General features: G+C 53.0%; 19 protein-coding genes. 18 read left to right on the top strand and 1 reads right to left on the bottom strand.

What is annotated here, in order from left to right:
- Positions 1-4 precede the first annotated feature (4 nt).
- The 13 genes from rsmG to glmS all read left to right on the top strand — a co-directional run bounded on the left by rsmG (position 5) and on the right by glmS (position 12,765).
- Positions 5-628: a 16S rRNA (guanine(527)-N(7))-methyltransferase RsmG gene (rsmG, locus tag ACLD4F_RS19500; RefSeq protein ID WP_038993043.1), complete on the top strand. Its 624-nt coding sequence runs from the start codon at positions 5-7 to the stop codon at positions 626-628.
- Positions 629-1,243: 615 nt separating this feature from the next.
- On the top strand, positions 1,244-1,624 hold the full coding sequence (gene atpI, locus ACLD4F_RS19505; protein ID WP_000116685.1) for a F0F1 ATP synthase subunit I: 381 nt from the start codon (positions 1,244-1,246) through the stop codon (positions 1,622-1,624).
- 8 nt (positions 1,625-1,632) lie between these two features.
- Complete coding sequence (atpB, locus tag ACLD4F_RS19510) at positions 1,633-2,448, top strand: F0F1 ATP synthase subunit A (protein WP_000135632.1); 816 nt, start codon at positions 1,633-1,635, stop codon at positions 2,446-2,448.
- A gap of 46 nt (positions 2,449-2,494) precedes the next feature.
- Positions 2,495-2,734, top strand: coding sequence for a F0F1 ATP synthase subunit C (gene atpE / locus ACLD4F_RS19515; RefSeq protein WP_000429386.1), 240 nt, complete (start codon positions 2,495-2,497; stop codon positions 2,732-2,734).
- A gap of 59 nt (positions 2,735-2,793) precedes the next feature.
- The gene (atpF, locus tag ACLD4F_RS19520; RefSeq protein WP_001052212.1) at positions 2,794-3,264 is read left to right on the top strand and encodes a F0F1 ATP synthase subunit B; all 471 of its coding nucleotides are present in this window, start codon (positions 2,794-2,796) and stop codon (positions 3,262-3,264) included.
- A 14-nt stretch (positions 3,265-3,278) separates the two neighbouring features.
- Entirely contained in the window at positions 3,279-3,812 is a 534-nt protein-coding gene (atpH, locus tag ACLD4F_RS19525; RefSeq protein ID WP_001288957.1) for a F0F1 ATP synthase subunit delta, read from the top strand.
- 12 nt (positions 3,813-3,824) lie between these two features.
- The gene (atpA, locus tag ACLD4F_RS19530) at positions 3,825-5,366 is read left to right on the top strand and encodes a F0F1 ATP synthase subunit alpha (RefSeq protein ID WP_001176751.1); all 1,542 of its coding nucleotides are present in this window, start codon (positions 3,825-3,827) and stop codon (positions 5,364-5,366) included.
- 50 nt (positions 5,367-5,416) lie between these two features.
- Complete coding sequence (gene atpG / locus ACLD4F_RS19535; RefSeq protein ID WP_000896506.1) at positions 5,417-6,280, top strand: F0F1 ATP synthase subunit gamma; 864 nt, start codon at positions 5,417-5,419, stop codon at positions 6,278-6,280.
- 26 nt (positions 6,281-6,306) lie between these two features.
- Positions 6,307-7,689, top strand: coding sequence for a F0F1 ATP synthase subunit beta (gene atpD / locus ACLD4F_RS19540; protein WP_000190499.1), 1,383 nt, complete (start codon positions 6,307-6,309; stop codon positions 7,687-7,689).
- Positions 7,690-7,709: 20 nt separating this feature from the next.
- Positions 7,710-8,129 carry a F0F1 ATP synthase subunit epsilon gene (locus ACLD4F_RS19545; RefSeq protein ID WP_001251971.1) on the top strand — a complete coding sequence of 140 codons (420 nt, stop codon included), beginning with the start codon at positions 7,710-7,712 and terminating at the stop codon, positions 8,127-8,129.
- Positions 8,130-8,358: 229 nt separating this feature from the next.
- Entirely contained in the window at positions 8,359-9,057 is a 699-nt protein-coding gene (locus ACLD4F_RS19550) for a Bax inhibitor-1 family protein (protein ID WP_000009900.1), read from the top strand.
- Positions 9,058-9,376: 319 nt separating this feature from the next.
- Positions 9,377-10,747: a bifunctional UDP-N-acetylglucosamine diphosphorylase/glucosamine-1-phosphate N-acetyltransferase GlmU gene (glmU, locus tag ACLD4F_RS19555; protein ID WP_411010994.1), complete on the top strand. Its 1,371-nt coding sequence runs from the start codon at positions 9,377-9,379 to the stop codon at positions 10,745-10,747.
- A 188-nt stretch (positions 10,748-10,935) separates the two neighbouring features.
- On the top strand, positions 10,936-12,765 hold the full coding sequence (gene glmS / locus ACLD4F_RS19560; RefSeq protein WP_172496485.1) for a glutamine--fructose-6-phosphate transaminase (isomerizing): 1,830 nt from the start codon (positions 10,936-10,938) through the stop codon (positions 12,763-12,765).
- 149 nt (positions 12,766-12,914) lie between these two features.
- Here glmS and ACLD4F_RS19565 read toward each other — a convergent pair whose 3' ends face one another.
- Positions 12,915-14,672, bottom strand: a complete 1,758-nt coding sequence (locus tag ACLD4F_RS19565; RefSeq protein ID WP_411010995.1) for an SgrR family transcriptional regulator — start codon at positions 14,670-14,672, stop codon at positions 12,915-12,917.
- Positions 14,673-14,766: 94 nt separating this feature from the next.
- Between ACLD4F_RS19565 and ACLD4F_RS19570 the strand changes: the two genes are divergently transcribed.
- From ACLD4F_RS19570 to pstA, 5 genes are all read left to right on the top strand, one after another.
- On the top strand, positions 14,767-15,585 hold the full coding sequence (locus ACLD4F_RS19570; protein ID WP_000166709.1) for a shikimate 5-dehydrogenase: 819 nt from the start codon (positions 14,767-14,769) through the stop codon (positions 15,583-15,585).
- A 48-nt stretch (positions 15,586-15,633) separates the two neighbouring features.
- Positions 15,634-17,007 (top strand): fructose-specific PTS transporter subunit EIIC, encoded by a 1,374-nt coding sequence (locus ACLD4F_RS19575; protein ID WP_000162545.1) that lies wholly within the window; start codon positions 15,634-15,636, stop codon positions 17,005-17,007.
- A 166-nt stretch (positions 17,008-17,173) separates the two neighbouring features.
- Positions 17,174-18,214: a phosphate ABC transporter substrate-binding protein PstS gene (pstS, locus tag ACLD4F_RS19580; RefSeq protein ID WP_000867131.1), complete on the top strand. Its 1,041-nt coding sequence runs from the start codon at positions 17,174-17,176 to the stop codon at positions 18,212-18,214.
- A gap of 135 nt (positions 18,215-18,349) precedes the next feature.
- The gene (gene pstC, locus ACLD4F_RS19585; RefSeq protein WP_000741630.1) at positions 18,350-19,309 is read left to right on the top strand and encodes a phosphate ABC transporter permease PstC; all 960 of its coding nucleotides are present in this window, start codon (positions 18,350-18,352) and stop codon (positions 19,307-19,309) included.
- Entirely contained in the window at positions 19,309-20,199 is an 891-nt protein-coding gene (gene pstA, locus ACLD4F_RS19590) for a phosphate ABC transporter permease PstA (RefSeq protein ID WP_000212197.1), read from the top strand. Before pstC ends, pstA begins: the two co-directional genes overlap by 1 nt.
- Positions 20,200-20,277: the final 78 nt, after the last annotated feature.

Genomic DNA, 20,277 nt, shown 5'->3' on the forward strand with positions numbered 1-20,277 from the left:
GACCGTGCTCAACAAACTCTCTCGTCTGCTGGCTGATGCCGGTATTTCTCTTACCGATCACCAGAAAACGCTGCTGGTCGCCTACGTTGATATGCTGCACAAATGGAACAAAGCATACAACCTGACGTCAGTGCGGGATCCCAACGAAATGTTGGTACGCCATATTCTCGACAGCATAGTCGTTGCGCCGTATCTTCAGGGACAGCGTTTTATCGACGTAGGAACAGGACCGGGGCTGCCGGGCATCCCGCTGGCTATTGTTCTCCCTGACGCGCATTTCACCTTACTCGACAGCCTGGGCAAGCGGGTACGTTTTCTGCGTCAGGTCCAGCACGAACTGAAACTGGAAAACATCACGCCGGTTCAAAGCCGCGTTGAAGCCTATCCCTCCGAACCGCCGTTTGATGGCGTTATCAGCCGCGCTTTCGCATCGTTGAATGATATGGTGAGCTGGTGTCACCAGCTGCCGGGAGAGAAAGGGCGTTTTTATGCCTTAAAAGGGCAATTGCCAGGGGATGAAATTGCCTCACTACCTGACAATTTTAGCGTCGAATCTGTTGAAAAATTACGCGTTCCGCAACTGGAAGGCGAGCGGCATCTGGTGATTATTAAGTCAAACAAAGTTTAATTTTTATCAAAAAAAATAGAAAAAAAACGACGCGGCTTGTGTTAAAAATCGACAGGTATAACGCATTTCAGCGTTGTTACATTTAACTCTGGATTTACGGTTTCGTTTCAGCATGACAACGTCGCTTCTTTTGTTAAAACAGAGAGTAATCAACTTTGTAAATATCAGTCTGCTAAAAATCGAATCGAAAAATCACTTTTGCTTGTTAAATTTTTATTATAAATGTCAATGGGGCGTTTTTAAGGTGTAAGCTGGTATTTTTAAAACAGTACTTGGTTTTACGCTTAAATATCAAAAAGATGAAAAGGCATGAATTGACACGTAAATGAATTGCGTAAGCATGAATATGTTTAATGTGTGATCTGGTGCACGCTTTATCGCCAGTGTTTTCGCGCTATTTGCAGTTTTGTACGATCGTTCACACTTTGGCTAAAAGTTAAAAATGCGGGCCAGAGAAAAATATTTAAACATTTATTCACCTTTTGGCTACTTATTGTTTGAAATCACGGGTGCGCACCGTATAATTTGACCGCTTTTTGATGCTTGACTCTAAGTCTTAAAGAACGTTTTATACGACACGCGGCATACCTCGAAGTGAGCAGGAGTAAAAACGTGATGTCTGTGTCGCTCGTGAGTCGAAACGTTGCTCGTAAGCTTCTGTTCATTCAGTTTCTGGCGGTAATAGCAAGTGGATTGCTGTTTTGCCTCAAAGACCCCTTCTGGGGCATCTCCGCAGTATGTGGGGGATTGGCAGTGGCACTGCCTAATATGTTGTTTATGATATTTGCCTGGCGTCACCAGGCGCATACACCTGCTAAGGGCCGCGTGTCCTGGACTTTCGCCTTCGGTGAAGCCTTCAAGGTGTTAGCGATGCTGGTTTTACTGGTGGTGGCGTTGGCGGTTTTAAAGGCGGTGTTTTTGCCGCTGATCGTTACGTGGGTTTTGGTGCTGGTGGTTCAGATACTGGCGCCGGCTGTAATTAACAACAAAGGGTAAAAGGCATCATGGCTTCAGAAAATATGACGCCGCAGGAATACATAGGACACCATCTGAATAACCTTCAGCTGGACCTGCGTACTTTCTCGCTGGTGGATCCGCAGAACCCCCCAGCCACCTTCTGGACGCTCAATATTGACTCCATGTTCTTCTCGGTGGTGCTGGGTCTGTTGTTTCTGGTGATGTTCCGTAGCGTTGCTAAAAAAGCGACCAGCGGCGTGCCAGGCAAGTTTCAGACCGCGATTGAGCTGATAGTCGGCTTTGTGCATGGCAGCGTCAAAGACATGTACCATGGCAAAAGCAAGCTGATTGCGCCGCTGGCCCTGACGATTTTCGTCTGGGTATTCCTTATGAACCTGATGGACTTACTGCCTATCGACCTGCTGCCGTATATCGCTGAGCATTGGCTGGGTCTGCCGGCAACGCGCGTGGTGCCGTCTGCTGACGTCAACATCACCCTGTCGATGGCGCTGGGCGTATTCATCCTTATTCTGTTCTACAGCATCAAAATGAAAGGCATCGGCGGCTTCGCAAAAGAGTTGACGCTGCAGCCGTTCAATCACTGGGCGTTCATTCCTGTCAACTTAATCCTTGAAGGGGTAAGTCTGCTGTCCAAACCGGTTTCTCTCGGTCTGCGACTGTTCGGCAACATGTATGCCGGTGAGCTGATTTTCATTCTGATTGCTGGTCTGTTGCCGTGGTGGTCACAGTGGATTCTGAATGTGCCGTGGGCCATTTTCCACATCCTGATTATTACGCTGCAAGCCTTCATTTTCATGGTTCTGACGATTGTCTATCTGTCGATGGCGTCCGAAGAGCATTAATTTACCAACACTACTACGTTTTAACTGAAACAAACTGGAGACTGTCATGGAAAACCTGAATATGGATCTGCTGTACATGGCTGCCGCTGTGATGATGGGTCTGGCGGCAATCGGTGCTGCGATCGGTATCGGCATCCTCGGGGGTAAATTCCTGGAAGGCGCGGCGCGTCAACCTGATCTGATTCCTCTGCTGCGTACTCAGTTCTTTATCGTTATGGGTCTGGTGGATGCTATCCCGATGATCGCTGTAGGTCTGGGTCTGTACGTGATGTTCGCTGTCGCGTAGTAAGCGTTGCTTGAATTAAGAGCAATATCAGAAGGTTAACTAGATAGAGGCATTGTGCTGTGAATCTTAACGCAACAATCCTCGGCCAGGCCATCGCGTTTATTCTCTTTGTCTGGTTTTGCATGAAGTACGTATGGCCGCCGTTAATGGCAGCCATCGAGAAACGTCAGAAAGAAATTGCTGACGGTCTCGCTTCTGCTGAACGAGCACATAAGGATCTTGACCTTGCAAAGGCCAGCGCGACCGACCAGCTGAAAAAAGCGAAAGCGGAAGCTCAGGTAATCATCGAGCAGGCAAACAAACGCCGCGCTCAGATCCTGGACGAAGCCAAAACTGAAGCAGAGCAGGAACGTACTAAAATCGTGGCGCAGGCGCAGGCGGAAATTGAAGCCGAGCGTAAACGCGCCCGTGAAGAGCTGCGTAAGCAAGTTGCTATCCTGGCTGTTGCTGGCGCCGAGAAGATCATCGAACGTTCCGTGGATGAAGCTGCTAACAGCGACATCGTGGATAAACTTGTCGCTGAACTGTAAGGAGGGAGGGGCTGATGTCTGAATTTGTTACGGTAGCTCGCCCCTACGCCAAAGCAGCTTTTGACTTTGCCGTTGAACACCAAAGTGTAGAGCGCTGGCAGGATATGCTGGCGTTTGCCGCCGAGGTAACCAAGAACGAACAAATGGCAGAGCTTCTCTCTGGCGCGCTGGCGCCGGAAACGCTCGCTGAGTCGTTTATCGCAGTCTGCGGTGAGCAGTTAGACGAAAACGGTCAGAACCTGATTCGGGTGATGGCTGAAAATAATCGTCTGAACGCGCTCCCGGATGTTCTGGAGCAGTTTATTCATCTGCGTGCCGCCAGTGAAGCTACCTCCGAGGTAGAAGTTACGTCGGCAACCGCATTGAGTGAAGAGCAGCTTTCGAAAATCAGCGCCGCGATGGAAAAACGTCTGTCACGCAAAGTGAAGCTGAATTGCAAAATCGATAAGTCTGTAATGGCAGGCGTTATCATCCGGGCGGGTGATATGGTCATTGATGGCAGCGTACGCGGCCGTCTTGAGCGCCTTGCAGACGTCTTGCAGTCTTAAGGGGACTGGAGCATGCAACTGAATTCCACCGAAATCAGCGAACTGATCAAGCAGCGCATTGCTCAGTTCAATGTGGTGAGCGAAGCTCACAACGAAGGTACTATTGTTTCTGTCAGTGACGGTGTTATCCGCATTCACGGCCTGGCCGATTGTATGCAGGGTGAAATGATCTCCCTGCCGGGTAACCGTTACGCTATCGCACTGAACCTGGAGCGCGACTCCGTGGGTGCGGTAGTCATGGGTCCATACGCTGACCTTGCCGAAGGCATGAAGGTTAAATGTACGGGGCGTATCCTGGAAGTTCCGGTTGGCCGCGGCCTGCTGGGACGTGTGGTAAACACCCTGGGTGCGCCAATCGACGGTAAAGGTCCGGTTGATAATGACGGCTTCTCTGCCGTTGAAGCGATTGCGCCGGGCGTTATCGATCGTCAGTCTGTCGATCAGCCGGTGCAGACCGGTTATAAAGCCGTTGACTCCATGATCCCAATCGGTCGTGGTCAGCGTGAACTGATCATCGGTGACCGTCAGACCGGTAAAACCGCGCTGGCTATCGACGCCATCATCAACCAGCGCGACTCCGGCATCAAATGTATCTATGTCGCTATCGGCCAGAAAGCGTCCACCATCTCTAACGTGGTGCGTAAACTGGAAGAACACGGCGCGCTGGCTAACACCATTGTAGTGGTGGCAACCGCGTCCGAATCCGCTGCTCTGCAATATCTGGCGCCGTATGCCGGTTGCGCAATGGGCGAATACTTCCGCGACCGCGGTGAAGATGCGCTGATCATTTACGATGACCTGTCTAAACAGGCTGTTGCTTACCGTCAGATCTCCCTGCTGCTCCGTCGTCCGCCAGGACGTGAAGCATTCCCGGGCGACGTATTCTACCTCCACTCTCGTCTGCTGGAGCGTGCTGCGCGTGTTAACGCCGACTACGTCGAAGCCTTCACCAAAGGTGAAGTGAAAGGGAAAACCGGCTCTCTGACCGCGCTGCCGATTATCGAAACGCAGGCAGGTGACGTTTCCGCGTTCGTTCCGACCAACGTAATTTCCATTACCGATGGTCAGATCTTCCTGGAATCTAACCTGTTTAACGCCGGTATTCGTCCTGCGGTTAACCCGGGTATCTCGGTATCCCGTGTAGGTGGCGCAGCCCAGACCAAGATCATGAAAAAACTGTCCGGTGGTATTCGTACCGCGCTGGCGCAGTATCGTGAACTGGCGGCGTTCTCTCAGTTTGCATCCGACCTTGACGATGCCACCCGTAAACAGCTTGACCACGGTCAGAAAGTGACCGAACTGCTGAAACAGAAACAGTATGCGCCGATGTCCGTCGCGCAGCAGTCTCTGGTTCTGTTCGCAGCAGAACGTGGTTATCTGGCGGATGTCGAACTGGCGAAAATCGGTAGCTTCGAAGCCGCACTGCTGGCTTACGTCGACCGTGATCACGCTCCGCTGATGCAAGAGATCAACCAGTCCGGTGGCTATAACGACGAAATCGAAGGCAAGCTGAAAGGCATCCTCGATTCCTTCAAAGCAACCCAGTCCTGGTAACGTCTGGCGGCTTGCCTTAGGGCAGGCCGTAAGGCATTGAGGAGAAGCTCATGGCCGGCGCAAAAGAGATACGTAGTAAGATCGCAAGCGTCCAGAACACGCAAAAGATCACTAAAGCGATGGAGATGGTCGCCGCTTCCAAAATGCGTAAATCGCAGGATCGCATGGCGGCCAGCCGTCCTTATGCAGAGACCATGCGCAAAGTGATTGGTCACCTTGCGAACGGTAATCTGGAATATAAGCACCCCTACCTGGAAGAGCGCGACGTTAAACGCGTGGGCTACCTGGTAGTGTCGACCGACCGTGGTTTGTGCGGTGGCTTGAACATTAACCTGTTCAAAAAGCTGCTGGCGGATATGAAGGCATGGTCCGATAAAGGCGTTCAGTGCGAACTCGCAATGATCGGCTCTAAGGGCGTGTCATTCTTTAATTCCGTAGGCGGCAACGTTGTCGCTCAGGTGACAGGTATGGGGGATAACCCTTCTCTGTCCGAACTGATCGGTCCGGTTAAAGTGATGTTGCAGGCCTACGACGAAGGCCGTCTGGACAAGCTTTACATTGTCAGCAACAAATTTATTAACACCATGTCTCAGGTGCCGACGATCACTCAACTGCTGCCGCTGCCGGCGTCAGAAGATGATGATCTGAAGCGTAAAGCCTGGGATTACCTGTATGAACCAGACCCGAAAGCGCTGCTGGATACTCTCCTGCGTCGTTATGTGGAGTCTCAGGTTTATCAGGGCGTGGTAGAAAACCTGGCCAGCGAGCAGGCCGCACGAATGGTGGCGATGAAAGCCGCAACCGATAATGGCGGCAGCCTGATTAAAGAGCTGCAGTTGGTATACAACAAAGCTCGTCAGGCCAGCATTACTCAGGAACTCACCGAGATCGTCTCGGGGGCCGCCGCGGTTTAACCAGGTTATTTCGTAGAGGATTTAAGATGGCTACTGGAAAGATTGTCCAGGTAATCGGCGCCGTGGTCGACGTCGAGTTCCCTCAGGATGCCGTACCACGCGTGTACGATGCCCTTGAGGTGCAGAATGGTAATGAGAAGCTGGTGCTGGAAGTTCAGCAGCAGCTTGGCGGCGGTATCGTGCGTACCATCGCGATGGGGTCTTCTGACGGTCTGCGTCGCGGTCTGGATGTAAAAGATCTCGAACACCCGATCGAAGTCCCGGTAGGTAAAGCCACGCTGGGTCGTATCATGAACGTCCTGGGCGAACCGGTCGACATGAAAGGCGAGATCGGCGAAGAAGAGCGTTGGGCGATTCACCGCGCAGCACCTTCCTACGAAGAGTTGTCAAACTCTCAGGAACTGCTGGAAACCGGTATCAAAGTTATCGACCTGATGTGTCCGTTCGCGAAGGGCGGTAAAGTCGGTCTGTTCGGTGGTGCGGGTGTAGGTAAAACCGTAAACATGATGGAGCTTATCCGTAACATCGCGATCGAGCACTCCGGTTACTCTGTGTTTGCGGGCGTAGGGGAACGTACTCGTGAGGGTAACGACTTCTACCACGAAATGACCGACTCCAACGTTATCGATAAAGTATCCCTGGTGTATGGCCAGATGAACGAGCCGCCGGGAAACCGTCTGCGCGTTGCATTGACCGGTCTGACCATGGCGGAGAAATTCCGTGACGAAGGTCGTGACGTACTGCTGTTCGTCGATAACATCTATCGTTACACCCTGGCCGGTACGGAAGTATCCGCACTGCTGGGCCGTATGCCTTCCGCAGTAGGTTACCAGCCGACTCTGGCGGAAGAGATGGGCGTTCTGCAGGAACGTATCACCTCCACCAAAACCGGTTCTATCACCTCCGTACAGGCGGTATACGTACCGGCGGATGACTTGACTGACCCGTCTCCAGCCACCACCTTTGCGCACTTAGATGCAACCGTGGTACTGAGCCGTCAGATCGCATCCCTGGGTATCTACCCGGCCGTTGACCCGCTGGACTCCACCAGCCGTCAGCTGGATCCGCTGGTTGTTGGTCAGGAACACTACGACACCGCGCGTGGCGTTCAGTCCATCCTGCAGCGTTATCAGGAACTGAAAGACATCATCGCCATCCTCGGTATGGACGAACTGTCTGAAGAAGATAAACTGGTGGTAGCACGCGCGCGTAAAATTCAGCGCTTCCTGTCCCAGCCGTTCTTCGTGGCGGAAGTATTTACCGGTTCTCCGGGCAAATACGTCTCCCTGAAAGACACCATCCGTGGCTTTAAAGGCATCATGGAAGGCGAATACGATCACCTGCCGGAGCAGGCGTTCTACATGGTCGGTTCCATCGACGAAGCCGTGGAAAAAGCCAAAAAACTTTAACGCCTTAATCGGAGGGTGATATGGCAATGACTTACCACCTGGATGTCGTCAGCGCGGAGCAACAAATGTTCTCCGGTCTGGTCGAGAAAATCCAGGTTACGGGTAGCGAAGGCGAACTGGGGATTTACCCGGGGCACGCGCCGCTGCTCACCGCCATTAAGCCTGGTATGATTCGCATCGTTAAGCAGCACGGTCATGAAGAGTTTATCTATCTGTCCGGCGGCATTCTGGAAGTGCAGCCTGGCAGCGTGACCGTTCTGGCGGATACCGCGATTCGCGGTCAGGATCTCGACGAAGCGCGAGCCCTGGAAGCGAAGCGTAAAGCCGAAGAGCACATTAAGAGCTCGCACGGTGACGTGGATTACGCTCAGGCGTCTGCGGAACTGGCCAAAGCGATCGCTAAACTGCGCGTTATCGAGTTGACCAAAAAAGCGATGTAACACCGGCTTGAAAGCATAAAACCAGTCTGATTGCGGACTGGTTTTTTTTTATCCTCTCAATTTTTATTCGATAAACTAGCAACTACAAAAACAAGCGGCTGAAGGCGACGCGTTTTCAGCGACAGCTCTGTTTTCATTAAATCCTTCTTTCTGTCATTGGCATCTGCACATTGTGCGAAGAAGGAAGGAATGGATGCGTTTTTATTGCATAAAATGAGGGATTATTACTATGTCATTTCAGCCATCCTTTGCGGGTCCACAACCCGACTCAAGGATTGATCGTACTACCTTTATTCGTCGCGCTTATCTTCATCTCGCCGGCGCCATCGTCGGTTTTATCGTATTGAGCGCGGCGTGGAGTTTTATAGGGGTCGGGGAGTATGCGCTTGATGTGCTGCTGGCTGGTGGAAGATATAGCTGGTTGGTTGTTCTCGGCGCTTTTATGCTGGTGGGAATGCTGGCGACCCGTCTGGCGGATAATGCGGGGAATAATCAAACGCAACTTATCGGGCTGGGGATTTATGTGTTGGCAGAATCCCTGATTTTTGCCCCCCTGTTAACGGTGGCGGCGTATATTAACCCGTCGAGTATTGGCGCGGCGGCAATAACGACTCTGTTGCTGGTCGGCGGCCTGACGTTTACCGCTTTTTCCATAAAAAAAGACTTTTCTTTTCTGCGCTCGTTTCTGACTATGGCTGGGTTCATTGCTTTTGGCGCGATTATTGCCAGCGTCATCTGCGGCTTTTCGCTGGGCGTCTGGTTTTCTGCGCTAATGGTACTGCTGTGCGCCGGGTTTATACTTTACGACACTTCTAACATTATTCACCATTACCCTACCGATCGCCCTGCTGGCGCGGCATTACATCTGTTTGCTTCTATCGCGACCATGTTCTGGTATATTTTGCGGATTTTTATGTCGCGTAATTAAGTAAAAAATACGCGCAACGGAAAACCAGCGGCCTCTGTCGCTGGTTTTTGCTTTTCTGACTCCCCTGCGCTTTATTTCGTTATCTTCTTTATTTATGGAGTAAAAAAACAGCAAAAACATCGGACTACGTTGCCAATACGCGGGTGTTTTTACTTTTCAGGAGACAAGAGGCGCGGTAATGAACGAAAATGATTCATTAGCAGGCGGGGATTTTATCCCGGTGAGCGTTTTATCCTTCTTCCATTTTACGATGAAAAAAATGTAGTATTTTCAACGTGAAACAGTATAAATTCGTTCTCAAATTACAGTCAGGACGCGTATGTTAAATAGTGCTATGAGCGTAGTGATCCTTGCCGCAGGTAAAGGCACGCGCATGTATTCCGATATTCCTAAAGTGCTGCACACGCTGGCGGGTAAACCCATGGTGCAGCATGTCATTGATGCAGCTACTAAATTAGGGGCCGCACAGGTTCATCTGGTCTATGGCCACGGTGGCGAGTTGTTAAAACAGACCCTGAAAGATGACAAGCTGAACTGGGTGCTTCAGGCGGAACAGTTGGGAACAGGTCACGCAATGCAGCAGGCCGCGCCCTTCTTTAGCGACGATGAAGATATTTTAATGCTTTACGGCGACGTGCCGCTGATTTCGGTTGAAACCTTACAGCGCCTGCGCGATGCCAAACCGCAGGGTGGTATTGGGTTATTAACCGTGAAGCTGGACGATCCGAGCGGCTATGGCCGTATTACGCGTGAAAACGGTAAAGTGACCGGCATCGTTGAACATAAAGACGCCACTGATGAACAGCGTCAGATCCAGGAAATTAACACCGGTATTCTGATCGCCAACGGCGCGGACCTGAAACGCTGGTTGTCTAAGCTGACTAACAATAATGCGCAGGGTGAATATTACATCACTGATATCATTGCGCTGGCTTATCAGGAAGGACGGGAAATCGCCGCGGTGCATCCGGCTCGCATCAGCGAAACGGACGGCGTGAATAACCGTCTACAGCTTTCTCGTCTGGAGCGTATTTACCAGGCCGAACAGGCGGAGAAACTGCTGTTATCCGGCGTTATGTTGCGCGATCCGGCACGTTTTGATCTCCGCGGCACCCTTCATTGTGGAATGGATGTTGAAATTGACGCTAACGTTATCATCGAAGGTAACGTGACGCTCGGTCACCGCGTGAAGATCGGCGCGGGCTGCATTATTAAAAACAGCGTTATTGGCGATGACTGCGAAATTAGCCCATACAGCGTGGTGGAAGATGCGCATCTGGAAGCGGCCTGCACCATCGGTCCGTTTGCTCGCCTGCGTCCAGGCGCGGAGCTGTTAGCGGGCGCTCACGTCGGCAATTTTGTTGAGATGAAAAAAGTGCGTCTGGGTAAAGGTTCTAAAGCCGGTCATCTGACCTATCTGGGCGATGCGGAAATTGGCGACAACGTGAATATCGGCGCGGGGACCATCACCTGTAACTATGATGGCGCGAACAAATTCAAAACGGTTATTGGCGACGATGTGTTTGTCGGCTCCGATACCCAACTGGTGGCGCCGGTTACTGTTGGTAAAGGGGCTACCATCGCCGCAGGGACTACCGTCACCCGTAATGTAGCCGACAATGAGCTGGTATTAAGCCGCGTGCCGCAGGTGCATAAGCAAGGCTGGCAGCGTCCGGTGAAGAAAAAGTGATTTTGTAGGCCGGATAAGCGTCAGCGCCATCCGGCAGACCGGAGATGAGAGGATAAAATAATCCTCCGCTCCATGAGCAGTACTTATAAAAATAACCCCACTCTCTACAAGGCTCGGGGCGCCCGCAACGACGGGCATACAGGTCAGCGACAACGCATGGCGTAATGCCATAATCAGGAAATAAAACTATGTGTGGAATTGTTGGCGCTATCGCGCAGCGTGATGTAGCTGAAATCCTTCTCGAAGGTTTACGTCGTCTGGAATACCGCGGATATGACTCTGCCGGTCTGGCCGTGGTTGATGCAGAAGGTCATATGACCCGCCTGCGTCGCCTCGGTAAAGTCCAGATGCTGGCTCAGGCAGCGGAAGAACATCCTCTGCATGGCGGCACCGGTATTGCTCACACTCGCTGGGCGACGCACGGTGAACCTTCAGAAGCTAACGCGCATCCGCATGTTTCTGAACACATTGTGGTGGTGCATAACGGCATCATCGAAAACCATGAATCGCTGCGTGAAGCGTTAAAAGCGCGTGGCTATACCTTCGTTTCTGAAACCGACACCGAAGTGATTGCACACCTGGTAAACTGGGAACTGAAACAGGGCGGTACTCTGCGTGAGGCTGTTCTGCGTGCTATCCCGCAACTGCGTGGCGCATATGGTACGGTAATCATGGATACCCGTCACCCGGATACCCTACTGGCTGCACGTTCTGGTAGCCCGCTGGTGATTGGCTTGGGTATGGGCGAAAACTTTATCGCTTCTGACCAGCTGGCGCTGTTGCCAGTGACTCGTCGCTTTATCTTCCTTGAAGAGGGCGATATCGCTGAAATCACTCGCCGTTCGGTAAATATCTTCGATAACACCGGCGCGGAAGTAAAACGTCAGGATATCGAATCCAATCTGCAATATGACGCGGGCGATAAAGGTATTTACCGCCACTACATGCAGAAAGAGATCTACGAACAGCCGAACGCGATTAAAAACACCCTTACCGGGCGCATCAGCCACGGTCAGGTGGATTTAAGCGAGCTGGGACCGAACGCCGATGAACTGCTGTCGAAGGTTGAGCATATTCAGATCCTCGCCTGCGGTACGTCTTACAACTCCGGTATGGTTTCCCGTTACTGGTTTGAATCGCTGGCAGGTATTCCGTGCGACGTTGAAATCGCCTCTGAATTCCGCTATCGCAAATCTGCCGTGCGCCGTAACAGCTTGATGATCACCCTGTCACAGTCTGGCGAAACCGCAGATACCCTGGCTGGCCTGCGTCTGTCGAAAGAGCTGGGATATTTGGGCTCTCTGGCAATTTGTAACGTGCCGGGATCTTCGCTGGTGCGTGAATCCGATCTGGCGCTGATGACCAACGCGGGTACGGAAATTGGCGTAGCATCTACCAAAGCCTTTACCACCCAGTTAACCGTGCTGTTGATGCTGGTGGCGAAACTGGCGCGTCTGAAAGGTCTGGATGCGTCCATTGAGCATGATATCGTGCATGGCCTACAGGCGCTGCCGAGCCGTATTGAGCAGATGCTGTCGCAGGACAAACGTATCGAAGCCCTGGCGGAAGATTTCTCTGACAAACACCATGCGCTGTTCCTGGGGCGTGGCGATCAATATCCGATTGCGCTCGAAGGCGCGCTGAAGCTGAAAGAGATCTCTTACATTCACGCGGAAGCCTATGCTGCAGGCGAGCTGAAACACGGGCCGTTGGCGCTGATTGACGCCGATATGCCGGTGATTGTGGTGGCGCCGAACAACGAACTGCTGGAGAAACTGAAATCCAACATCGAAGAAGTTCGCGCGCGTGGCGGTCAGTTGTACGTCTTCGCCGATCAGGATGCGGGTTTTGTGAGCAGCGACAACATGCACATCATTGAGATGCCGCATGTGGAAGAAGTGATCGCGCCTATCTTCTACACCGTTCCGCTGCAACTGCTGGCGTATCACGTGGCGCTGATTAAAGGCACCGACGTTGACCAGCCGCGTAACCTGGCGAAATCGGTGACGGTAGAGTAAGTCAAATGTAGTACCAGGCAGAAGGCCGTCGACAGACGGCCTTTTTTTGTGCGCTGTGACAGGCGCTGTTCTTTCTCTATGGTGGCTGAAGAGCGACTAAGAGGTGCTACGCCTGCCTGCGCTACGGGCACCCGGTCACATTCTCTTCTTTAAGGCCCTGGCTCAATCCAGGTGGATCGGAAATCAAACCACCCCAGGTTATTCAGGTGGATCCCCCTGGCCCGGTCGGGGCTTTTGAGTCGCATCCAGTGGTGAAAAAGCGGTTGTAGCCAGCCTGAACGGGTGGTTTCCCTGACCAGTTGTTCCGCGCTGATGGTTTCGGCATGCCACTGGGTTTCCCATTGGGCCAGCAGCGCATCATCCCCACCACTGATGGCGTGGCGCAGTAAAGGGGAGCCCAGTAGCCATGTACCGACGTTCCACTCTTCGGGAATGGGGAAATTGACTGTCCCCAGCCAGAGATCCACATTGGCTTTGCCATTCGCCCAGTCATCATAATTCAGTGCAACACCCTCAAGTAAAATGCCCTGCTGGCGCATGATCTCTTGCATAATATCCAGGAGCATTGGAAATTCAGGGTGCTGATCGTGATAGGCCAGACGCAGTTTCGCGTAGGGCGACGACGAGATAAAAGGTGAACAGGCCGGGCCCGCCTCAATAGTATGAAACCAGGAGGACAGCAGGCTGCCGCCCGGTACCCAGAAGGGGCGAATTGCCTCACTCAGATGCTGGAGTATGGCGTAAGGGCTGAGTGTTTCCCGCAGCCAGCGGCGATGTTCGGCGGTATGCCAGTGCGGGGAGCGGCTGTCGCATAATAAAAAATATCCTCCACGCTCAAGAAACATCTCGCGCAGGTTGTCAGAAGGTTTGCCTGATACCTGGCTAAGCCGTCCGGAAACGTAATCCTCATCGCTCAGGCTGGAACTGAGCCAGGCTGCCGTGTCGTTATCCGACAGCGATTCCGCCAGGTTGTCTGTCTCCGTTAAATTCGGCCAGATAAAGACCTCCACTTCATCCAGCAGCCCGCGCAGACCGAAATAGTGGTCAAAGGCCTTCATTTGCAGATGAAAGCCATTGTTTTCCACCACCTCATAAGGGCCAGTCCCTACAGGATGTGCCGGGAAATCAGCGCGTTGTGTATGGTCAGGCGGTAGGATCATGGCATCAATATGGCTGAGCAGCAGCGGCAGTCGGTTATCCGGGTGCGCCAGCGTAATTTCAAGACTCAGTGGCCCGGTGGCCTGAATAGTCTGCAAGTGCGAGAACAACGGCAGCTTAGCGCTGCGGTTCAGTGAAGCGATAACCGCGTCGATCGTCAGCTCCTGACCATCATGCCAGAGGACGGCGGGGCGCAGATAAAAACGCCAGCGCAGTGGATCAATCTGCCGCCAGTGGTGGGCAAGATCGGCTTCGACTTCACCTTTTTCCTCATTTATGCGCGTCAGGCCGCTAAAAATCTGCCTAACCAGATGCTGCTCAGAGCGACGCAACGGTATGCCGGGGCACAGCGACGGCATTGTCCGGTAATAGGGGATGCACAGCCGCTGATAGTCTGCCCGCACGCTATAGCCCAGTTTTGAGCGCAGCAGTTGCGCCACCTGGTGCTTATTTTTACCCAGCAGTTGAATGGCCTGATCAACATGACCAGACTCCAGTAACTGCTCCGCCTTTTCGCTTAACAGCTGTTCTGGTTTATAGCGCAGGTGAAGCCGGGCGCGATGCCCACGTCCGGCCTGTGATTGCCAGATGAGCCACTTTGCCTCCTGCATCTGAAGCAACAGATTACGCATATGCCGCCGGGTGCAGAACAACACATCCGCCAGCTCCTGTAGCGTCACGCTAACAGGCTTGTCGCCATAGTGCTGGAGTAGCTTTAAGTATTTTTGTTCAGTGTGCCGGGTTGTCATAAAAGGTGAAATTTCCCGAACGGGAATGAGCAATTTTTAATATCCCCTTTTTAGCCGATGATTTTCTCTATCGCAACTTCTATGAGGATTCATCATGACAAAGCGCATTAATAAAGACACTCAGGTCTGCATGTCCCTGGCGGCACGCCCGAGTAACTTCGGTACACGCTTTCACAACTATCTGTACGAAGCGCTGGATCTCAATTATCTCTACAAAGCTTTTTCGCCGACCGATCTTACGCAGGCCATTAGCGGCGTGCGCGGGCTGGGGATACGTGGGTGCGCGATCTCTATGCCATTTAAGGAAGCCTGCATTCCGCTGGTGGATGAACTGGATGCTTCCGCTCAGGCCATTCACTCAGTTAATACCATTGTGAATACCAATGGCCATCTGAAGGCGTACAACACTGATTACATTGCAATAGCTCGCTTGCTGGCGAATTACAAGGTCTCTCCCGACCTGGTGTTTGCTTTGCGTGGCAGCGGTGGTATGGCAAAGGCGGTGGCCTGCGCGCTGAAGGATGCGGGGTTTACCCGTGGTTATATTGTCGCGATTGATGAAGCGTCAGGTAAACAACTGGCCGAACTCTATGGCTATGAATGGCGCCCGGATACCGACGGTATTGAAGCCGATTTGTTAATTAACGCCACGCCTATCGGAATGGCTGGCGGTAATGATGCCGACAAACTCTCTTATTCCGAACAGGAAGTGGATAAGGCGAGCGTTATCTTTGATGTGGTGGCGCTACCGCCCGTCACACCGCTGATCCGCTACGCCCGTGAACGCGGTAAAACCGTGATTACCGGTTCCGAAGTGTTTGCTATTCAGGCCGTGGAGCAATTTGTCCTTTATACCGGGATTCGCCCGGATGACGCGCTGTTCCAGAAAGCCGCGGCCTGGTCACGTCTGTAACATTTTTTCCCGCTTTTTCTTTAAATTAAAAGAACAGGGTACCCTACTATGACTAAAAAAATTGTTGCTGTGACGGCCTGTCCGACGGGCGTCGCCCATACCTTTATGGCTGCCGAAGCGCTGGAAATTGAAGCCCGCAAGCGTGGTGACTGGATCAAGGTTGAAACCCGCGGTTCCGTCGGGGCGAAGAACACGCTGACCGCGGAAGAGATAGCGCAGGCGGATGTGGTGATTATCGCGGCGGATATTGAGCTGGATCTGTCAGGCTTTGTTGGCAAAAGACTCTATCGCACCAGTACCGGCGCGGCGCTAAAAAAAAGTGCGCAGGAAATGGATAATGCTTTCAATAGCGCCGAGGTCTATCAGGGGAGTGCCGGGCGCTCTTCTTCAGCTGGTAAAACAGAGCTACCCGGCGTTTATAAGCATTTAATGACCGGCGTATCCCATATGCTTCCTTTGGTGGTGGCGGGAGGGTTATGTATCGCGCTCTCTTTTGTCTTCGGTATCCAGGCCTTCAACGAGCCGGGCACGCTGGCGGCTGCGCTATTTCAAATTGGTGGTAAGGCGGCCTTTGCGCTGATGGTGCCGGTACTGGCTGGGTTTATTGCCTTCTCAATTGCCGATCGTCCGGGCCTGGCCCCGGGGCTTATCGGCGGGATGTTGGCCAGCCTGTGCGGCGCTGGTTTCCTGGGAGGGATTGTGGCCGGTTTTCTGGCCGGTTACAGCGTACGGTTTCTGGCGCAAAATATTAAGCTGCCAGCGTCAATGGAAGCGCTTAAGCCGGTACTGGTTCTGCCGCTACTGTCTACGCTGATTACCGGCCTAATCATGATTTACGTGGTGGGTGGCCCCGTTTCTGCGGTGATGGAAGGGCTGACGACGTTCCTGGGGAATATGACCTCTACGAATGCTATTTTGCTGGGAATGTTGCTGGGCGCAATGCAAGGTTTTGACCTTGGTGGGCCGGTGAATAAAGCTGCGTATACCTTCGGCGTCGGTTTACTGGCTTCTCATTCTTATATGCCAATGGCGGCCATTATGGCGGCAGGGATGGTACCGGCATTAGGAATGGGCGTCGCAACCTGGGCGGCCAGAGCGAAATTCAATGCCGCTGAGCATGAAGCGGGTAATGCATCTTTTATCCTGGGGCTGTGCTTTATCTCTGAAGGGGCGATTCCCTTCGCCGCGCGTGACCCGATGCGCGTCATCCCTTCCACGATGGTCGGTGGCGCAATCGCCGGGGGACTATCCATGTATTTCGGTTGTACACTGATGGCGCCACACGGCGGCCTCTTTGTCCTGGCGATCCCACATGCGGTAGAACATGTGATGCAATATCTGCTCTCGATTGCCCTGGGCACGATTGTCTGCGGCCTGATGTACGCGCTGTTGAAACCGTCTGCGGTTGCGCAAACAGTCTAATTCATCTCCTCCTGCAGGCTGGTCTGGTGTCTCCCCGGGCCAGCTTTTTTTATTTCCATTGTCATCAAACCGTCATAATCAAGACATATAACTGTCATCAATTTGTCCTATTTTGCTCATCGTAGCAACTCAAACAACGATTTACCGAAACCGTGCAGGAGACATTATGAAAGTTATGCGTACCACTGTCGCAACTGTTGTCGCCGCGACCTTATCGATGAGCGCGTTCTCTGCCTTTGCAGCAGCAAGCCTGACAGGTGCCGGTGCAACGTTTCCTGCGCCGGTGTATGCCAAATGGGCGGATACCTACCAGAAAGAAACCGGTAACAAAGTCAATTACCAGGGGATAGGCTCTTCCGGCGGCGTGAAACAAATCACCGCGAATACCGTTGATTTTGGCGCTTCCGATGCGCCGCTGTCTGACGAAAAACTGAATCAGGAAGGCCTGTTCCAGTTCCCGACGGTGATCGGCGGCGTGGTGCTGGCGGTGAATATTCCAGGCCTCAAATCCGGCGAACTGGTGCTGGATGGTAAAACACTGGGTGACATCTACCTCGGTAAAATCAAAAAGTGGGATGATGAAGCCATCACCAAACTGAACCCAGGCGTGAAGCTGCCTTCTCAGAACATCGCTGTGGTGCGTCGCGCTGACGGTTCCGGTACTTCCTTCGTGTTCACCAGTTACCTGGCGAAAGTCAACGACGAGTGGAAATCGAAAGTGGGCGCGGGTTCTACCGTGAACTGGCCAACCGGCCTGGGCGGTAAAGGTAACGACGGCATCGCGGCATTTGTACAGCGTCTGCCAGGCGCTATTGGCTACGTTGAGTATGCGTATGCCAAGCAGAACAACCTGGCCTACACCAAACTGGTTTCTGCCGACGGCAAACCGGTAAGCCCGACGGAAGAGAGCTTCTCTAATGCGGCGAAAGGCGCTGACTGGAGCAAAACCTTCGCGCAGGATCTGACCAACCAGAAAGGTGACGATGTGTGGCCAATCACCTCCACCACCTTTATCCTGGTCCACAAAGCGCAGAAGAAACCTGAGCAGGGTGCTGAAGTGCTGAAGTTCTTCGACTGGGCCTACAAAAATGGCGCTAAGCAGGCGAATGATCTGGACTACGCCAGCCTGCCGGATAACGTTGTTGAGCAGGTTCGTACCGCCTGGAAGACCAGCATAAAAGACAGCAACGGTAAGGCGCTGTATTAATTAACGAATTGGCGGATGGCGCTACGCTTATCCGCCCTACGGTTTCGACCTCAGGCCCACGTTGTAGGCCGGATAAGCGTAGCGCCATCCGGCAGGGGCAACGTCGTAAAACGCGTTTAATGGAAAGAGTAATTTATGGCTGCAACCAAGCCTGCTTTTAACCCGCCGGGTAAAAAAGGCGACATGATTTTCAGCGCGCTGGTAAAACTGGCTGCGCTGATTGTGCTATTGATGTTGGGCGGTATTATCGTCTCATTGATCATCTCCTCCTGGCCAAGTATTCAGAAATTTGGTTTCTCATTTCTTTGGACTAAGGAATGGGACGCGCCAAACGATATCTACGGCGCGCTGGTGCCCATTTACGGCACGCTGGTGACCTCCTTTATCGCACTGCTGATCGCCGTTCCGGTCAGTTTCGGCATTGCCCTGTTTTTAACCGAGCTGGCGCCAGGCTGGCTAAAGCGTCCGCTCGGCATCGCCATTGAGCTGCTGGCGGCGATCCCCAGTATCGTGTACGGCATGTGGGGGCTGTTTATCTTCGCGCCGCTGTTTGCGACGTACTTCCAGGAGCCGGTAGGCAATATTCTTTCCAACATTCCGTTTGTCGGCGCGCTGTTCTCCGGCCCGGCATTTGGTATCGGCATTCTGGCGGCGGGCGTCATCCTCGCCATCATGATCATCCCCTACATTGCGGCGGTTATGCGCGACGTCTTCGAGCAAACGCCGGTAATGATGAAAGAGTCCGCTTACGGTATCGGCTGTACTACCTGGGAAGTTATCTGGCGCATCGTGCTACCGTTCACCAAAAATGGCGTGATCGGCGGCATTATGCTGGGGCTGGGCCGTGCTCTGGGTGAAACGATGGCGGTCACTTTTATCATCGGCAATACCTACCAGCTCGACAGCGCGTCGCTGTATATGCCGGGCAACAGCATCACTTCCGCGCTGGCGAACGAATTCGCTGAGGCGGAATCGGGTCTGCACGTGGCAGCGTTGATGGAACTGGGACTGATCCTGTTTGTGATCACCTTTATCGTCCTGGCAGCGTCTAAGTTCATGATTATGCGTCTGGCGAAGAACGAGGGAGCACGTTAATGGCTACGCTTGATATGCAGAACACCGCGCAGCTCGCGGAATCCCGTCGCAAGATGCAGGCGCGTCGCCGCATGAAGAACCGTATCGCACTAACGCTATCAATGGCGACGATGGCATTTGGCCTGTTCTGGCTGATCTGGATTTTGATGTCCACTATCACCCGTGGTATCGACGGGATGTCGCTGGCGCTGTTTACCGAAATGACGCCGCCGCCGAACACGGCGGGCGGCGGGCTGGCGAACGCCCTGGCGGGGAGTGGATTATTGATTCTCTGGGCTACCGTATTGGGTACGCCGCTGGGGATTATGGCCGGGATCTATCTGGCGGAATATGGCCGTAAATCCTGGCTGGCGGAAATCATTCGCTTTATTAACGACATTCTGCTTTCCGCGCCGTCAATTGTTGTGGGGCTGTTTGTTTACACCATCGTGGTGGCGCAGATGCAGCACTTCTCCGGTTGGGCAGGGGTGATTGCGCTGGCGCTGTTGCAGGTACCGATCGTTATCCGTACCACTGAAAACATGCTCAAGCTGGTGCCGGATAGCCTGCGTGAAGCCGCCTATGCGCTGGGTACGCCGAAGTGGAAGATGATCTCCGCGATTACGCTGAAAGCCTCTATCTCCGGGATTATGACCGGTATCCTGCTGGCTATTGCGCGTATCGCCGGCGAAACGGCGCCATTGTTGTTTACCGCGCTCTCGAACCAGTTCTGGAGCACCGACATGATGCAGCCGATCGCCAACCTGCCGGTGACCATCTTTAAATTCGCGATGAGCCCATTTGCCGAATGGCAACAATTAGCCTGGGCGGGCGTGCTGATTATTACCCTGTGCGTACTGCTGCTGAATATTCTGGCGCGTGTTGTTTTCGCGAAGAAAAAACACGGTTAAAGACATTGTAGGCCTGATAAGCGTAGCGCCATCAGGCATTATTTTACGGCGTGGCGGATGCGGCGCTGGATGAGGAAA

This window comes from Salmonella sp. 741265050_HSA, from assembly GCF_046569445.1.
GTDB lineage: Bacteria > Pseudomonadota > Gammaproteobacteria > Enterobacterales > Enterobacteriaceae > Salmonella > Salmonella enterica.

Coding starts and splice junctions, on each gene's coding strand:
- atpI (WP_000116685.1), top strand. CDS start 1,244: ATGTCTGTGTCGCTCGTGAGTCGAAACGTTGCTCGTAAGCTTCTGTTC.
- atpB (WP_000135632.1), top strand. CDS start 1,633: ATGGCTTCAGAAAATATGACGCCGCAGGAATACATAGGACACCATCTG.
- atpE (WP_000429386.1), top strand. CDS start 2,495: ATGGAAAACCTGAATATGGATCTGCTGTACATGGCTGCCGCTGTGATG.
- atpH (WP_001288957.1), top strand. CDS start 3,279: ATGTCTGAATTTGTTACGGTAGCTCGCCCCTACGCCAAAGCAGCTTTT.
- atpA (WP_001176751.1), top strand. CDS start 3,825: ATGCAACTGAATTCCACCGAAATCAGCGAACTGATCAAGCAGCGCATT.
- atpG (WP_000896506.1), top strand. CDS start 5,417: ATGGCCGGCGCAAAAGAGATACGTAGTAAGATCGCAAGCGTCCAGAAC.
- atpD (WP_000190499.1), top strand. CDS start 6,307: ATGGCTACTGGAAAGATTGTCCAGGTAATCGGCGCCGTGGTCGACGTC.
- ACLD4F_RS19545 (WP_001251971.1), top strand. CDS start 7,710: ATGGCAATGACTTACCACCTGGATGTCGTCAGCGCGGAGCAACAAATG.
- ACLD4F_RS19550 (WP_000009900.1), top strand. CDS start 8,359: ATGTCATTTCAGCCATCCTTTGCGGGTCCACAACCCGACTCAAGGATT.
- glmU (WP_411010994.1), top strand. CDS start 9,377: ATGTTAAATAGTGCTATGAGCGTAGTGATCCTTGCCGCAGGTAAAGGC.
- glmS (WP_172496485.1), top strand. CDS start 10,936: ATGTGTGGAATTGTTGGCGCTATCGCGCAGCGTGATGTAGCTGAAATC.
- ACLD4F_RS19565 (WP_411010995.1), bottom strand. CDS start 14,672: ATGACAACCCGGCACACTGAACAAAAATACTTAAAGCTACTCCAGCAC.
- ACLD4F_RS19570 (WP_000166709.1), top strand. CDS start 14,767: ATGACAAAGCGCATTAATAAAGACACTCAGGTCTGCATGTCCCTGGCG.
- ACLD4F_RS19575 (WP_000162545.1), top strand. CDS start 15,634: ATGACTAAAAAAATTGTTGCTGTGACGGCCTGTCCGACGGGCGTCGCC.
- pstS (WP_000867131.1), top strand. CDS start 17,174: ATGAAAGTTATGCGTACCACTGTCGCAACTGTTGTCGCCGCGACCTTA.
- pstC (WP_000741630.1), top strand. CDS start 18,350: ATGGCTGCAACCAAGCCTGCTTTTAACCCGCCGGGTAAAAAAGGCGAC.
- pstA (WP_000212197.1), top strand. CDS start 19,309: ATGGCTACGCTTGATATGCAGAACACCGCGCAGCTCGCGGAATCCCGT.